The organism is Mesorhizobium sp. M8A.F.Ca.ET.057.01.1.1, from assembly GCF_003952565.1.
In the GTDB taxonomy this organism is placed as follows: Bacteria; Pseudomonadota; Alphaproteobacteria; order Rhizobiales; family Rhizobiaceae; genus Mesorhizobium.
The window spans coordinates 1,338,815-1,353,656 of the sequence record NZ_CP034454.1 but is presented as its reverse complement, the minus strand read 5'-3'; the positions used below and the strand labels follow the sequence as shown (position 1 = coordinate 1,353,656).

Genomic DNA, 14,842 nt, shown 5'->3' with positions numbered 1-14,842 from the left:
CAGCCCAGACCGGCCGGCACGCCATGTGCGGCATAGCCGGCGTCTGGCGCAGACGCGATCCGATCAGCGGCGGCGACATCGCCGACGTCACCCGCATGATGCAGGCGCTGGCCCATCGCGGGCCCGACGACCATGCCAGCTGGAACGACAGCCGGCTGGCGCTCGGTCATCGGCGGCTATCGATCATCGATCTGTCCGCGCAGGCGCGCGAGCCCATGCTCACGGCCTGTGGCAAGGGCGTGCTGGTCTACAATGGCGAGGTCTACAATTATCGCTCGTTGCGGGACGCGCTGGAGGCTGAGGGCAGACGGTTCCGGACGGTGTCGGATACAGAGGTGGTTCTCGAAGCGCTGCATCACTGGGGGCCGGACAAGGCGATCCCGATGTTCGACGGCATGTTCGCCATCGCCTATTTCGACGCGCGTGCCGGCGCCCTGTGGCTCGCGCGCGACCGTCTCGGCATCAAGCCGATGTCGGTGGCCGAGACGGGTGAGCGAATCCTGTTCGCGTCCGAGGACAAGGCGATCCTGGCCTGTGATGGCATTGCACGGAGTGTGGATGCGCGCGAGATCACCTTGCGCCTTGCCTGGCAGAGCCGTGACTCCAGTTCCAGCCTGTTCCAGGGCATAGAGCGGCTGCCGCCGGCAGGCCTGTGGAAGATCAGTCATGCCGGCATTGAAAAGCGCTGTTTCTGGCATGTCCTCGATGCGCTCGACGCCGCTCGCATCGTTGGCGATACGGCCAGCGACGCCGAGCACATGGCAACGCTGGAAGCGCTGATCAAGGACAGCGTCGAGCTCCATTGCATCGCCGATACCAGCCTGGCCGCCGCCTGCAGCGGCGGTGTCGATTCCGGTCTCGTCACCACGCTGGCCAAACGGTTCAGGCCGGAGATGACAGCCTATGTCGTCGATCCCGGCATTGGCCACAGCGAGGCCGATGACGCCGAACGCACCGCCAGCCGCGCCCACGTGCCGCTGAACAGGGTGCCGGTCGACAAGGACCGGTTCCTCGACCTATGGCCGAAGACCATCTGGCATCTGGAAAGCGACGGCTGGCATGCAAGCCATGTCTGCCTGCTCGCGCTCGCCGAACAGTGCCGGGCCGATGGCATCAAGGTGCTGCTGACCGGTGAAGGCGCCGACGAACTCTTTGGCGGCTACGACTGGCAGGAGGCCAGCCTGAAATTGTGGCGGCCCTGGTCCTGGCCGAGGCGGCTGTTTCTTTCGAAGCGAAGCCTGACCCGCAAATTCGAGCGCCAGCGTCATGCCCCCTTCCGCACATCGATCGCGGGTGGCCATGCCTGGGATCGCAACATCGTGCTCAGGGCGCTTTCGCCGGAATTGAATTTCCTTCAGGCGAAGATCTTCGACCGGCTGGAGCCGGTGACGCCGCTTGGCGACCGCGCGTTCCTCGGATGCTGCCTTCACGACATGTATTCGCATCTGCAGGATCTGCTGAACCGACATGACCGGCTCAGCATGGCGGCCTCGGTTGAACTCAGGGTGCCGTTCCTCGAAAACCGGCTGATCGACTTCGCCATCCATCTGCCTCGGCGACACAAATACCGCCAGAAGCAAGGAAAATGGCTTTTGAAGAAAGTCGCGGAAAAACACATTCCGCTTCAGAACGTGAGGGCCAGGAAGAACGGTTTCCAAGTATCGGCGAACTTCACCGCCGGCACCGAGGCCTTGTTGCATGGCGGCTTTCTGCGCGATGCGATGAAATGGCCGGCATCTTCGGTCACGGACCTGATCGACCTCGCCAGGCGCGACCAGGCCTCAAGACTTCGGCTGGTGGGAATGGAGCTTTTCCTCCGTCTCCATGCCGGCGGCCAATCCACCGGCCATCTGACCGAGGCACTGCACGCGGCCGTCGCCGAGGCGCGCTGAAACGACAGGCCGGACCAAGGGGCAAAGCGGTTTTGCGATGGCGGCACGGGCGTGTGGCCCTTCGCTATCCCCTTGTTGGACCATGATCTTCCCCGCAAGGCATTCGCCCTTTGCGCCGCGATGCCATAGTTTCGGCAAATCATGCGGGGAAACGGATCACCGCAAGGATCAGCGCGCCGTGGCAGGAACCCACCGATGATTGACGAAAAGCCGGATAGCGAAAGCGTCCCGGCGCTGGCGCCGTTCCGGCACGGCATCTTCCGCGCCGTCTGGAGCGCGAGTCTCGTCTCCAATTTCGGCGGCTTGATCCAGGGCGTCGGCGCCGCCTGGATGATGACCACCATCGCCACCTCGCCCTATCAGGTCGCCCTGGTCCAAGCCTCGACCACCTTGCCGATCATGCTGTTCGCGCTTGTCGCCGGCGCCATCGCCGACAGCTTCGACCGCCGCAAGGTGATGCTGGTCGCCCAGACCTTCATGCTGGTCGTTTCGATGCTGCTAACCGCGTTCACCTATCTGGACCTGATCACGCCATGGACGCTGCTGGCCTTCACCTTCCTGATCGACAGCGGCACGGCGCTCAACAGCCCGTCATGGCAGGCCTCCGTCGGCGACATCGTTCCGCGCAACAAGGTGCCTGCCGCCGTGGCACTGAATTCCATGGGCTTCAACCTGACCCGCAGCGTCGGCCCGGCGATCGGCGGCATCATCGTCGCGGCCGCCGGCGCGGCCGCCGCCTTCGCGGCGAACGCGGTGAGCTATGTCGGCCTCATCGTCGTGCTGGCACGCTGGAAACCGGATCTGCCGGTCTCGGCCTTGCCGCGCGAATCGTTGGGGGCCGCCATGGGCGCCGGCCTGCGTTACGTCGCCATGTCGCCCAACATCGGCAAGGTGCTGGTCAGGGGCGCGGCCTTTGGCTTCAGCGCCGGCGCCGTGCTGGCGCTGCTGCCGCTGGTGGCGCGCGACGTCGTCAAGGGCGACGCGCTGACCTACGGCATCATGCTTGGCGCCTTCGGCATCGGTGCTGTCGGCGGCGCGCTGATCAGCGTGCGGCTGCGGCAGTTGCTCTCGAGCGAAACGATGGTGCGCTGTGCCTTCGCCGGCTTCGCTGCCTGCGCCTTCAACGCCGCCATCAGCCAGCATGCCTGGCAGACCTCGCTCGGCCTGCTGGTCGGCGGTGCCTGCTGGGTGATCGCGCTATCCCATTTCAACGTCACCGTGCAGATGGCGACACCGCGCTGGGTGGTGGGCCGGGTTCTGTCGGTCTACCAGACCGCCACCTTCGGTGGCATCGCGCTGGGCAGCTGGATCTGGGGTGTCGTCGCCGATGCCCATGGCGCCGAGACGGCGCTGATCGCCGCGGCCATCGCCATGCTGGCCGGTGGCGCCATCGGCCTCGTGCTGCCGCTGCCGCAGCAGCAGGTGCTCAACCTCGATCCGCTCAACCGCTTCAAGGAGCCGCACCTCGCCCTCGACCTCAAACCGCGCAGCGGTCCGATCGCCATCATGATCGAATACGTGATCCGGCGCGAGGACGAGGCCGAATTCCTCGCCACCATGGCCGAGCGCGGGCGCATCCGCCGCCGTGACGGCGCCCGCAACTGGACGCTGGCGCGCGATCTCGAAAATCCGTCGATCTGGATCGAGCATTACCACACGCCGACCTGGCTCGAATATGTCAGGCATAACGGCCGCATCACCCATGCCGACGCCATGGTCGGCGAACGCTTGCGGGCGCTGCACTCGGGCGACGAGCCGCCGCGCGTGCGCCGCGTGATCGAGCGCCCGACGACCGCCGGCACGGCTCTGGTGCCGGCGAAGGGACCGATCGAGCACTGACGAGTTCGGAGACCGCGGGCGCCTACCCTTCCCCTGACAGGTCCCGGCGCGCCTTCTCCAGTTCCTCGGCATAACGTCGCATCAAATGGCCCTCGGTCAGCAGGCCGAGCACGATGTGGTCGGCGAAGTCCTCGACCACGGCCAGTTCCTCGGCGCCGGCGCGCTGGAAGGTCTCGGCGGCGGCCTGCACGTTCATGCTGGGCACCAGCACGGCATCCTTGTACTGGGCAAGATCGCGCACTGGAACCTCGCCTCCGGAAGGATCGCTGTGCAGTTCGGCCACGATCAGCACGCCGACATACTCATCCCCCGGATCGACGGCGATCACGCGCTGGGCCGAACCCAGCGGGAACGCCTCGCGGAAAGCGGCCAGCGTCGTCGATGCATCGATGGTCTTGATGTCCTTGCGCATCATCGAGCCGACGGTCAGGCTGCGCATCCAGCCGACATCGTGGGCGCTGCGGATCGTCTCGCCGCGCAGATGGAAGCGCCAGGTCGAGAACGAATAGCCGAAGGTCTCGCGCACCAGGATCGCCGCCATGATCGAGGCAGCCAGCACCACGCCGGTGAGCGTCAGGTCGCGGGTCGATTCCAGAGCCAGGAAAGTCATGGTCAGCGGGCCGCCGACGACGCCGACGGCAAGCGACGTCATGCCGACGACGGCGGCGACGGAGGGGTCGATGCCGGTGGCCGGCGAGACCAGCGCCATGACGCCCGCGAACGCTTTGCCGAGCAGCGCGCCGAGGAACAGCGAGGCGAAGAACAATCCGCCGCGAAAGCCCGAGCCCAGCGAGATGGCCGACGCCGCCAGCTTCAGCACGAAGACGCTCGCCACCACCGCCAGCCCGTAATTCATGGCAAACTCGCGGTGCAGCGCGCCGTGGCCGCTGGACAGGACCTGCGGCGTGATCAGCCCCAGGAGTCCGACCAGGACACCGCCGATGACGGGGCGCAGCGAGGCATCGACCGACAGCCTGTTGAAACCGCGTTCGATCAGCGTCACCAGTTGCATGATGGCGATCGAGGCCGCCCCGCCAAGCAGGCCAAGCAGCAGGAACGGCACATATTGGCTAGCGGTGAGTTGCGGCAACCCTGAGAGCTCGAGCGGAAACGGCACGCCGCCGAACACTTCCGCCGTCAGCGAGGCGGAGACCGCCGCGGTCATGACAGGCGCGACATTGGCGACCGAGTAGATGCCGATGACCAGCTCGAAACCATAGAAGGCGCCGGTCAGCGGCGCATCGAAGGCGGCTGCTATGGCGCCGCCGGCGCCACAGCCGACCAGGATGCGGACATCGTTGCGGCGCAACCGGAAGGCGCGCGCCAGCCGCGAGGCGACGCCGGAGCCGACCTGCGTATAGCCGGCCTCCAGGCCGACCGAAGCGCCGAAGCCGCTGGAAATCATCGTCTGGACGACGATGATGAAGGTATCGGTCAGCGACATGCGCCCACCATAGAGCGCGTTGGCCTCGATCGGGTCGACCGGCGTGCGGAATTTCCGAAGCCTCAGACAGACCACCGATATCCCGAGCAGGATGCCGCCGATCGCCGGGATCAGCGCCTGCATCGGATTGTTAAGCGAGAACATGCCGGACAGCCGCCCGCCGGGCTGGACGCCGAACAGCAGCCCGTGCAGGTCCTGCACGATCTGGCTCATCGCGGTGACCAGCATGCCCGCCATGACGCCGACAACGCCCGCCAGGATGACCACGGCAATGCCGCGTGCCTCCAGCAGAGGGACGGACCTCAGAAGCACCGCGCGCAGCCGGCGGGCGTAGACTTGTGGCTGGTTTCTGGAAAGCACGGGGCGGCTCGCCGACATCAAAGGCAAAGGAAGACCCGCCTGATACGCCGGGAGGCACGTCGTGACAACCACAATGCCGACACTGAAGGCGCCAATATGGCCCCGATACCGCCCGCGCCGGCCTTTCCCGCCCTGGGAGCGGAAAGCCACCGGCGCCGTGGTCAGTCCGGGATCGTCATCGCTGGCGGCCCGGCAAGGATCCGGGCGCCGGACCGTTCAGGTCGGCATGGGTTCGCCGGCCTCGTAGAGCGAGAGATTGCGCTCGCCGATGCCGAGCCCCGGCCAGCTCGCGCGCCAGTCGGCGATGTGCGGCGAGCGGAAATGCGCATCGAGTGCCGGCCGGTCGCGCCATGCCTCGGTGACCCGGATCAAGCCGGGATCAAGCACATCCTGCGCATAGGAATATTCAAGGCAGCCGTCCTCGGCGCGGCTGGCGCGAACCATGCGCTCCATCACCGGCCTTGCCTCGTCGAGCCTGTCGGGCCGCAGGCGGATCGTACCGATGATCAAGAGCATGGAAATCCTTCCGCGAGAGAGTCGATCCGGCCACTCTCCCACCCTCGCGCAAGCTTGGCCAGCTACCCTCGCCGGGCTGTCGCATGCTCGGCAGCCCTATGGGTTCGAGGACGAGAATGGCGATCAGCGAAAGCATCCAGCCCGGCGCGGTGGCCAAGAACGGCCGCGACATCTTCTTCGCGCTCGGCATCGTCATCATCCTGGCCGTGCTGTTCCTGCCGATCCCGGCCTTTCTCATCGACATCGGGCTGGCCTTCTCGATCGCGCTTTCGGTGCTGATCCTGATGGTGGCGCTGTGGATCCAGCGGCCGCTCGATTTCTCGTCTTTCCCGACCGTGCTGCTCATCGCCACCATGCTGCGCCTGTCGCTCAACATCGCCACCACGCGCATGATCCTGTCGCATGGCAATGAGGGCACGCACGCCGCCGGCTATGTCATCGCCGGATTCTCCAAGCTGGTCATGGCCAGCGACTTCGTCATCGGCCTCATCGTCTTCATGATCCTGATCGTGGTGAACTTCATCGTCATCACCAAGGGCGCCACCCGCATCGCCGAGGTTGGCGCGCGCTTCACCCTCGACGCCATCCCCGGCAAGCAGATGTCGATCGACGCCGATCTCTCCGCCGGCATGATCGACGACAAGACCGCGCAGCTGCGCCGCCGCGAACTGGAAGAAGAATCCTCCTTCTTCGGCTCGATGGACGGCGCCTCGAAATTCGTCCGCGGCGACGCCATCGCCGGCCTGATCATCACCGCCATCAACATCGTCGGCGGCATCGCCATCGGCTACATCAGGCACGGCATGGGCATGGGCGAAGCCGCCGACGTGTTCATCAAGCTGTCGGTCGGCGACGGTCTCGTCACCCAGATCCCGGCGCTGATCGTCTCGCTGGCCGCCGGCCTCTTGGTTTCCAAGGGCGGCACGCGCGGCTCGACCAACCAGGCCGTGTTCGGCCAGCTCGGCGCTCATCCGCGCGCGCTCTATGTGGCGGCCGCGCTGCTGGTGCTGCTCGGCCTGATGCCCGGCCTGCCGCTGTTCCCGTTCTTCGCGCTGGCCGCCGGCATGGCGGGCCTCGGCTATGTCATTCCGATGCGCCACAACCGGGCGGTCGCCGAGGCCGAGGCATTGAAGAGCCAGGAGAAGGCGACCAAGGCCGAGGAAGAAAAGAATTCGGTCAAGGCCTCGCTCGCCACCGCCGAGATCGAACTCCTGATCGGCAAGCAGCTGTCGACCCGGCTTCTGGTCTCGCATCAGGAGCTGGTCTTCCGCATGTCCAAGATGCGCAAGAAATTCGCGCAGCAATACGGCTTCGTCGTACCGGAAGTCCGTGTCGCCGACGACTTCGCCATCCCGCCGAAAAGTTATCAGATCAAGGTGCACGGCACCGTGGTCGCCGAATATTCGATGCGCGTCGGTGAGATCATGGTGCTGCTCGGCAACCGCGACATACCCGAAATCCCCGGCGAGGAAATTCGCGAGCCCGCCTTCGGCATGCGCGCCTACTCCGTCATGGAAACCTTCGCCGAGGACCTGAAGCGCGAGAACTTCACCTTCGCCGACAACATGTCGGTGCTGCTCACGCATCTCTCGGAAGTCATCCGCAACAACCTGCCGCAGCTGCTCTCCTACAAGGACATGAAGGCGTTGCTCGAACGCCAGGACCAGGAATACCGCAAGCTCGCCGACGAGATCTGCACCACCCACATCTCCTATCCCGGCCTGCAGGCGGTGCTGAAGCTTTTGCTTGCCGAACGCGTCTCGATCCGCAATCTGCATTTGATCATCGAGGCCATCGCCGAGATCGCGCCGCATGTGCGCCGCACCGAGCAGATAGTCGAGCATGTGCGCATCCGCATGGCCCAGCAGATCTGCGGCGACCTCTCGGAAGGCGGCGTGCTCAAGGTGCTGCGCCTCGGCAACCGCTGGGATCTTGCCTTCCACCAGAGCCTCAAGCGCGACGCCAAGGGCGAGGTGCGCGAGTTCGACATCGATCCGCGCCAGTTGGAGGAGTTCGGCCAGGACGCCACCAAGGCGATCAAGAAACATCTGGAAGCCGGCGAGCGCTTCGTGCTGGTCACCGCGCCCGACGCGCGCCCCTATGTACGCATGATCATCGAACGCCTGTTCACCACGCTGCCGGTGCTCTCCCACGTCGAAATCGCCAAGGGCGTCGAGATCAGGGTGCTCGGGACCATATCGTGAGCGTTCTCTCGCAGGCCGTCGTCATCGCGGCGTTCCTCGCCTTCTGCCGCATCGGCGCCTGCTTCATGCTGATGCCGGGCCTGTCCAGCGCCCGCGTGCCCGTTCAGGTCAGGCTGTTCGTGGCGGTCGCCGCCACCGGCGGTCTGCTCGCCTTTCTGTGGGACAAGATCTTTCCTTTCGTCGATCCGCGTCCGCAGGTCCTGGTGCCGATGATCATCTCGGAACTGCTGGTCGGCGGGCTGATCGGCGCCATGACCAGGCTCTACATGGAAGCGCTTCGCTTCATGGGCTCGGCCATCGCCATGCTGATCGGCTATGGCGGCTCCGGCGGACCGGCGATCGAGGAGCCGGAGCCGCAGGCGGCGCTCGCCGCCATCATTTCGTTCTCGGCGCTGCTGATGCTGTTCGTCTTCGACTTCGACCACGAGATCGTCCGTGCCCTGGTCACGTCCTACACGGTCGCGCCGGTCAACGTCTTCTTCAACCCGCAGGCAGCGCTGGTCGACATCACCGACACCGTGTCCGACACGTTCTTCCTGGTCATCCGCCTCGGCAGCCCGTTCGTCGCCTATGCCATTCTCGTCAACCTGACCATCGGCTTCGTCAACAAGCTGACCCCGCAGATTCCGATCTATTTCATCTCCCAGCCCTTCGTCATCGCCGGCGGCATGCTGATCTTCTATTTCGCCATCGGCACCATGCTGTCGCTGTTCGTCGACGGCTTCGTCGACCTCACGCTGGCGAGGTGACATGAGCACGCGCAAGGATCGTTTGAGGAAACTGGTCAAGGTGCAGGAGCAGCTGAAAGCCCTGCACGAGACCCGCCACGCCACCTTCGTGGCCGCGGCAAACGCCGCCGAGACCGAGGCCCGTGAACTGATCGGCCATTTCGGCCAGGACAATTCCCTCTCCAGCCTGTTCCCCGATCTCTATCATCGCCGCATCGCCCAGGCTGTCGTGCGCCAGGAGGAGAGCCTGGAAAGCGCCAGGCAGGAAGCCGGCCTCATCGCCGCGGCAAGCGCCCGCACCAACATGGTCGAGCGCGCCTACAAGGACGTGCGCAACCGCGACGAGCGCGAGAGATCAGACCGCGAGCGGCTCGATTTGATCACGCAGAAGCGGCAGGAATAGTCGCAGCGATTGAGACCACGCCCTAGTAGGGTCCTTAAAGGTCTTTGCCGCCATTCACCGACACGAAGACCAACCACGCGATGGAACGACCCCGCGCCTTTATTGAGTGGAGCTCGATGAGAGCAGTTTTGCACGCAAGCGCCTGCGTTCTCTCCGGATGACCCCACACACCGACGTGACCGCTGTCGCGAGCAGCAGCCTGATCCAGCTCAGGCGCCAGAGCGGCGAGGTACGGATTGCCGCGCGCCACCAGCGACGATAATCCGGAATATCGACAAGGCTGTCCCATGGTTTGCTGGCGCCGGAGAAATGCAACAGCCAGGGATCGCGGCGCTGCAGTGCCGCGGCGGCCATATCGACATAGTGCCGGCGTGGCTCCCGCTCCAGGAGCCAGACCATTGTGTTCCAGCGCGGATCCAGCAGGGCAACGCGGCCTCGGAGCAGCAGATTTATGGCGTCTTGATCACGCCAGCGGAACCTGTGCGGATGGTCGAGCACGAGTTGGCCCGCTCGCTCGCCGAACCGTTCGCGGCGAAGGGCGGCAAGGTCAAGCAACAGCATCCCGGAGTTGACATAGGTGAAGTCATCAGGGTCCCAGCCGAGCGCGTCGCGGACATGGAAGACATGGTCAGGCCGGCCGGTAGCCGCCTCCTCGGCCAGCGCCGCATGCAGGCCTAAATCCCGGACGGCACCGGCCACGGCGCCACCAAGATCGGTAGCGAGCAACGGCCGGATGTCAGCCACCGCCAGGATATCCGCGTCGAGATAGAGAACGCGATCCAGGTCGGGAAGAAACTCGCCAAGTTGCAGCCGCAGCAACGCCGCGGGCGTAACGTGATCAAAGCGCGCCATGTCTCGAAACCGGTTCTCGACGTAACGCACGAACACACGATGTGGACCCACTCGCAGCCTTTCTATGCGGCGGGAGCGACGGCTGGGTGGCGCGTCATAAAATACGTGAAAAGTCAGGGGTGGCCCGAGTGAGAGATGCGCCAGCACTGAAGCAATCGTTATAGCCGCTTGGTCGACGTTTCCGCTGTCGACACAAAGGGCGACGTTGAGACAGGTGGTCATCTTGATCCGCCTTATATTCCTGACAGACATCGGCGAGCGTGCCGACGGCATATGCCCGCGAGCAGGCATATGCCCCGATCTCTACTGGTGACATCGAAACCGCAGCAAGCCTAATTGCTAGTGGCACCAATTTATTTGCGCCGTGTGCGGAAAAGCTACTGAGGTCACCGGCAAGGTCATCGAGACCAGCATCAGCCAGGCCAACAGCGCAACGAGAAATGGCCGCGTCGCGAGATCCCTTGGCTCTGGCTTGGGTCAGTCAGCCCTCCCCGCAAGCCTGCCACAAGCTTGTTGAGGCATGGTCCTGGCTAAGGAAACCCGGTAAAAGGCGGACTTTCTTGGCGATTTCTCCACCCAGCGACATCGTGATGGATGTCGCCCGAGCTGCCGATCCGATGGATATCGAGGCTGCCCGCGCCGCGCTGACCAAGCGCGCCGGCGGCGTCGCCGGCACGTTTTCGGTCGACACCGCGGCTTCTGTCGATGCCGGCTCGATCCTGTCACGCGCGACGGCCGACAAGGCCGCAGCCACGGCCGATCCTGCCAAGAAGTTCAAGAAGTTCGAGGCGATGGTCTTGCAGACCTTCATCCAGAACATGCTGCCCAAGGACACCGAGGGCGTCTACGGTACGGGTCTTGCCGGCGACATGTGGAAATCGCAGCTCGCCGAGCGCGTCGCCGACGTCATGGCCGATCGCGGCGGCATCGGCATCGCCAAGTCGCTGCTCGCCGACCACTACATGGACGGCAAGCGCAAGGTGCCGATCGGCCCGGTCTCGAATGGACCGGAAAAGACCGAGATCGATCAGCAAACCCGTCTGTCCACCTCGCTCGTCCAGGAATTGCAGCGCAAGGCCGCCAGGTCGATGACCGGCGACGAGACAACCATAAAAACAGACATCAAGATCTAGACTGGGAAACACCATGGCCGACTCTTCCGAATTCACCGCCAACCTGCCAGCACGAGCGACCGCGTCGGACGCACCGGCCCCATTCGCCCGGCCCGGAAACCTTGCCGCCATCATCGGCCGCATCGAGGAGGTGGTCGAGGAAGAGACCGCCGGCATCCGCAGCGATACAGGCTATGACCTGAAGGCGTCGAACGCTCGCAAGAGCCGTTATCTCTACGAGCTCACCCGCGCCATGAAGGGCGGCAGCGAGGCCGAATTCCTCGAGCAGCATCGCGAGGGCCTGACCCGGCTGCGCCAGAAGCTGGCGAAGAACGAGGCCGCCATCCTGGCGCATCTGAGCGCCGTCAACGAGGTCGCCGGCCTGCTGCGCAGCGCCATCCAGCGCGCCGAAACCGATGGGACCTACTCCGCCGGCGAATTCGGCAGGGTGAAAGGTTAGAGCGCGGCGATGCCGGGCTCGGGTTCAAAATGATCAAGGTCATCGCCATAGCGGTCTGGGTCTGCGCCGCCACGCTCGGCGCGGTGTTCTATTCGTTCCAGGCCGCCGGCGAACGCGGCGTCGGCGAGAAACCCAAGCCGATGCTGGGCGGGCTGGATTACGTCAAGACCGACGTCATTTCGGTGCCGCTGATCCACGATTCAAAGATCGACGGCTACTTCCTGGCCAAGCTCGTCTACACCGTCGAGCCGGAGCAGATAAAGAAGCTGTCGATCCCGGCCGAGGCGCTGATTACAGACGAGGTCTACAGCTATCTCTACGGCCATCCCCAGATCGACTTCACCAAGAAGGCGACGGTCGACCTCGATGCCTTTCGCGCCGCCATCCGCGACACGATCAACACACGTGTCGGCGCAACCCTGGTGCATGAGGTCCTGATCGATCAGGTCAATTTCCTGAGCAAGGATGAGATCCGCGACAACTGGCTGCGCCGGCGGCAGGACGCCAGCGCCCCTGCGACCGAGACGCCTAAGCCGGTCAGCGCGCATTGAGCTATCGGCCGTCGGGCAGGCGCCAGCGGCCCCGATAACAGTTTGGCGCCGGGGCCGATTTCCTCAATTTGCGTTGACGTAAACGTCAATCCAAAGCTATATGCGGCAGCGATTATGATCGCCCAGAAAAGCAGCATGGCCTCCGGCTGGACCGAAGTGCCGTTGCGCGACAGAATGCAACCAGACAGGAGAACAGCGTGAGCGTTCAGGAGATTGCCGAGAAGATCAGGTCGCGCGTGGCCAGCAGCGGGTTCGATCGTTCCGTGAAATTCGACACCGGCAGCGACGGCGTCATCGTCATCGACGGCGCAACCGTCTCGACCACGGACGCCCCCGCCGACTGCACCATCAAGCTCTCGCTCGACGATCTGGATTCGCTGATCGCGGGCGACTTGAATCCGACCATGGCCTTCATGACCGGCAAGATAAAGGTCGAAGGCGACATGACCGTCGCCATGGCGCTGAGCCAGTTGATCGGCTGAAGGGACGTAGCCGCCAGAAGCGGCTTTGAGAAGACCAAAACGCCGCCTTTTCGGGCGGCGTTTTGTTTTGAAGGCAGTCGCGCTTAAGCCTCGCGCGCCAGGATCGGCGCCTGTGCCTTAAGCTTGCGGCCGGACGCCTTCAGCGTACCCTCGGCGCCGTCAAGCGCGCCCTCCACCAGTTCCAGCGCCAGCAGGCGGTGCCGCTCGTAAGGTCCCGGCATGGCGAGCGCACCGGTCCTGGCGGCCGAAAAGCCGAAGCGGCCATAGTAGGGCTCGTCGCCAACCAGCAGGATCGCCGCATGGCCGAGGCGTGCGGCTTCCGCGATGGCGTGCCGCATCAGCGCCGAACCGATGCCGGCACTCTTGAGCGAGGGGTCGACGGCGAGCGGGCCAAGCAGCAGCGCCGACGAACCACCCTCGCCCAGCGTGACGTCCCATAGCCGCACCGTGCCGGCTACGCCGCCCGAGGCATCGCGCGCGACGAAGGCAAGACCCTCCGAGGGCCGACGGCCACGCCGCAGCTTTTCCGACGATTTGGCCTTGCGCTTCGGCCCCATGGCGCGATCGAGCAAGGCTTCGCGCGCCGCCACGTCGGCAACGGTTTCGGCGACCACGGCGAAGGCCGGCGCATGAGCTATGATTTCAACTGACATTTCCATTTCCGCGATCCCTTCACGAGCGGAGATCTGTTCCACAGGCGAGCCCAAGCGGGCGACGGGCGCCCACCTGGGATGATCTGATCGGCTCTTTCGAACCGTCAGATCACGTAGGATCGGAGAGGCTCGAAGCCGTTGAAGGCGACCGCCGAGTAGGTGGTCGTGTAGGCGCCGGTGCCTTCGATCAGCACCTCGTCGCCGATGGTCAGCGACAAAGGCAGCGGATACGGGGTCTTCTCGTACATCACGTCGGCCGAATCGCAGGTCGGGCCGGCGAGCACGCAAGGCGCGGTCTCGGTGCCGTCATGCGCGGTGACGATCGGGTAGCGGATCGCCTCGTCCATCGTCTCGGCCAGGCCGCCGAACTTGCCGATGTCGAGGAACACCCAGCGCACATTGTCGTTGTCGGCCTTCTTCGAGATCAGCACGACTTCCGACTTGATGACGCCGGCATTGCCGACCATGCCGCGACCCGGCTCGATGATCGTCTCGGGAATGGCGTTGCCGAAATGCTTGCGCAGCGCCGAGAAGATCGCCTGGCCATAGGCCTGCGCCGCCGGCACGTCACGCAAATACCGGGTCGGGAAACCGCCGCCCATATTGACCATCTTGAGCACGATGCCTTCCTCGGCCAGTGTGGCGAACACCTTCTTGGCGTCGGCCAGCGCACGGTCCCATGCGGTCAGGTCGGTCTGCTGCGAGCCGACATGGAACGACACGCCATAGGCGTCGAGGCCGAGGCCCTTGGCATGGCGCAGCACGTCGACGGCCATGTCAGGCACGCAGCCGAACTTGCGCGACAGCGGCCATTCGGCGCCTTCGCCATCGGTCAAAACGCGGCAGAAGATGCGCGCGCCGGGAGCGACGCGGGCGATCTTCTCGACCTCCTCGACGCAATCGACCGCGAACAGCTTGATGCCGAGCTGGTAGGCGCGTGCGATATCGCGCTCCTTCTTGATGGTGTTGCCGAAGGAGATGCGGTCCGCCGGCGCACCGGCGTCCATCGCCATCTCGACTTCGGCAACGGAAGCGGTGTCGAAGGACGAGCCCATCGCAGCAAGCAGGCGCAGGATTTCCGGCGCCGGGTTTGCTTTCACCGCATAGTAGATCTTGGAATCGGGCAGGGCCTTCTCGAAGGCGCGGAAATTGTCGCGCACGACATCGAGGTCGACGACGAGGCAGGGGCCGGACGGACGTCGGGTGGCGAGGAAGTCGAGGATGCGCTGGGTGGCCATCGGGTTTCTCCATCGCGCCTTTCGGCGCGCACAAGGGTGCGGGCGCGGGCTGTCGGCCTCGCGAACACGCGGTCAAACAAAGGCGGGACGGAAAATCCATGGAACCAG

At 64.8% G+C, this 14,842-nt stretch carries 14 protein-coding genes; 9 read left to right on the top strand and 5 right to left on the bottom strand.

Annotated elements, in window-relative coordinates; translation table 11 throughout:
• Window positions 1-23: 23 nt before the first annotated feature.
• Entirely contained in the window at window positions 24-1,892 is a 1,869-nt protein-coding gene (asnB, locus tag EJ077_RS05980) for an asparagine synthase (glutamine-hydrolyzing) (RefSeq protein ID WP_208700399.1), read from the top strand.
• Between the two features lie 195 nt (window positions 1,893-2,087).
• Window positions 2,088-3,731, top strand: a complete 1,644-nt coding sequence (locus EJ077_RS05975) for an MFS transporter (protein ID WP_208700397.1) — start codon at window positions 2,088-2,090, stop codon at window positions 3,729-3,731.
• A gap of 22 nt (window positions 3,732-3,753) precedes the next feature.
• On the opposite strand, the gene EJ077_RS05970 is transcribed toward EJ077_RS05975, so the two are convergent.
• A complete protein-coding gene (locus EJ077_RS05970; protein WP_208700395.1) occupies window positions 3,754-5,535 on the bottom strand; it encodes a chloride channel protein in 1,782 nt (593 codons plus the stop codon).
• Window positions 5,536-5,751: 216 nt separating this feature from the next.
• Window positions 5,752-6,051: a putative quinol monooxygenase gene (locus tag EJ077_RS05965; RefSeq protein WP_208700393.1), complete on the bottom strand. Its 300-nt coding sequence runs from the start codon at window positions 6,049-6,051 to the stop codon at window positions 5,752-5,754.
• Window positions 6,052-6,167: 116 nt separating this feature from the next.
• On the opposite strand from EJ077_RS05965, the gene flhA reads away from it, so the two are divergent.
• Genes flhA through EJ077_RS05950 form a run of 3 tightly spaced genes read left to right on the top strand, consistent with a single transcriptional unit; the run spans window position 6,168 to window position 9,386 of the window.
• Window positions 6,168-8,255: a flagellar biosynthesis protein FlhA gene (gene flhA / locus EJ077_RS05960; protein ID WP_127869888.1), complete on the top strand. Its 2,088-nt coding sequence runs from the start codon at window positions 6,168-6,170 to the stop codon at window positions 8,253-8,255.
• A complete protein-coding gene (gene fliR, locus EJ077_RS05955; protein ID WP_208700391.1) occupies window positions 8,252-9,004 on the top strand; it encodes a flagellar biosynthetic protein FliR in 753 nt (250 codons plus the stop codon). Before flhA ends, fliR begins: the two co-directional genes overlap by 4 nt.
• Before the next feature lies 1 nt (window position 9,005).
• A complete protein-coding gene (locus EJ077_RS05950) occupies window positions 9,006-9,386 on the top strand; it encodes a hypothetical protein (protein WP_208700390.1) in 381 nt (126 codons plus the stop codon).
• A gap of 99 nt (window positions 9,387-9,485) precedes the next feature.
• Here the strand turns inward: EJ077_RS05950 and EJ077_RS05945 are convergent, their stop codons facing one another.
• On the bottom strand, window positions 9,486-10,460 hold the full coding sequence (locus tag EJ077_RS05945) for a glycosyltransferase family 8 protein (protein WP_208700388.1): 975 nt from the start codon (window positions 10,458-10,460) through the stop codon (window positions 9,486-9,488).
• A 338-nt stretch (window positions 10,461-10,798) separates the two neighbouring features.
• Between EJ077_RS05945 and EJ077_RS05940 the strand changes: the two genes are divergently transcribed.
• The 4 genes from EJ077_RS05940 to EJ077_RS05925 all read left to right on the top strand — a co-directional run bounded on the left by EJ077_RS05940 (window position 10,799) and on the right by EJ077_RS05925 (window position 12,843).
• The gene (locus EJ077_RS05940) at window positions 10,799-11,371 is read left to right on the top strand and encodes a rod-binding protein (protein ID WP_189591020.1); all 573 of its coding nucleotides are present in this window, start codon (window positions 10,799-10,801) and stop codon (window positions 11,369-11,371) included.
• Window positions 11,372-11,384: 13 nt separating this feature from the next.
• Window positions 11,385-11,810 (top strand): hypothetical protein, encoded by a 426-nt coding sequence (locus EJ077_RS05935; protein WP_208700386.1) that lies wholly within the window; start codon window positions 11,385-11,387, stop codon window positions 11,808-11,810.
• Window positions 11,811-11,839: 29 nt separating this feature from the next.
• Window positions 11,840-12,361: a hypothetical protein gene (locus EJ077_RS05930; protein WP_208700384.1), complete on the top strand. Its 522-nt coding sequence runs from the start codon at window positions 11,840-11,842 to the stop codon at window positions 12,359-12,361.
• Window positions 12,362-12,558: 197 nt separating this feature from the next.
• Window positions 12,559-12,843, top strand: a complete 285-nt coding sequence (locus tag EJ077_RS05925; RefSeq protein ID WP_208700382.1) for an SCP2 sterol-binding domain-containing protein — start codon at window positions 12,559-12,561, stop codon at window positions 12,841-12,843.
• A gap of 83 nt (window positions 12,844-12,926) precedes the next feature.
• Here EJ077_RS05925 and EJ077_RS05920 read toward each other — a convergent pair whose 3' ends face one another.
• Together EJ077_RS05920 and odc2 are read right to left on the bottom strand one after the other, a co-directional pair.
• Entirely contained in the window at window positions 12,927-13,502 is a 576-nt protein-coding gene (locus tag EJ077_RS05920) for a GNAT family N-acetyltransferase (protein ID WP_208700380.1), read from the bottom strand.
• A 98-nt stretch (window positions 13,503-13,600) separates the two neighbouring features.
• A complete protein-coding gene (odc2, locus tag EJ077_RS05915) occupies window positions 13,601-14,734 on the bottom strand; it encodes an ornithine/lysine decarboxylase (RefSeq protein ID WP_208700378.1) in 1,134 nt (377 codons plus the stop codon).
• Window positions 14,735-14,842: the final 108 nt, after the last annotated feature.

What these genes read in the sequence shown, in the direction of transcription:
- EJ077_RS05945 (WP_208700388.1), bottom strand. Translation starts at nt 10,460, where the DNA reads ATGACCACCTGTCTCAACGTCGCCCTTTGTGTCGACAGCGGAAACGTC.
- asnB (WP_208700399.1), top strand. Translation starts at nt 24, where the DNA reads ATGTGCGGCATAGCCGGCGTCTGGCGCAGACGCGATCCGATCAGCGGC.
- EJ077_RS05920 (WP_208700380.1), bottom strand. Translation starts at nt 13,502, where the DNA reads ATGGAAATGTCAGTTGAAATCATAGCTCATGCGCCGGCCTTCGCCGTG.
- EJ077_RS05930 (WP_208700384.1), top strand. Translation starts at nt 11,840, where the DNA reads ATGATCAAGGTCATCGCCATAGCGGTCTGGGTCTGCGCCGCCACGCTC.
- EJ077_RS05975 (WP_208700397.1), top strand. Translation starts at nt 2,088, where the DNA reads ATGATTGACGAAAAGCCGGATAGCGAAAGCGTCCCGGCGCTGGCGCCG.
- EJ077_RS05935 (WP_208700386.1), top strand. Translation starts at nt 11,385, where the DNA reads ATGGCCGACTCTTCCGAATTCACCGCCAACCTGCCAGCACGAGCGACC.
- EJ077_RS05965 (WP_208700393.1), bottom strand. Translation starts at nt 6,051, where the DNA reads ATGCTCTTGATCATCGGTACGATCCGCCTGCGGCCCGACAGGCTCGAC.
- EJ077_RS05950 (WP_208700390.1), top strand. Translation starts at nt 9,006, where the DNA reads ATGAGCACGCGCAAGGATCGTTTGAGGAAACTGGTCAAGGTGCAGGAG.
- odc2 (WP_208700378.1), bottom strand. Translation starts at nt 14,734, where the DNA reads ATGGCCACCCAGCGCATCCTCGACTTCCTCGCCACCCGACGTCCGTCC.
- flhA (WP_127869888.1), top strand. Translation starts at nt 6,168, where the DNA reads ATGGCGATCAGCGAAAGCATCCAGCCCGGCGCGGTGGCCAAGAACGGC.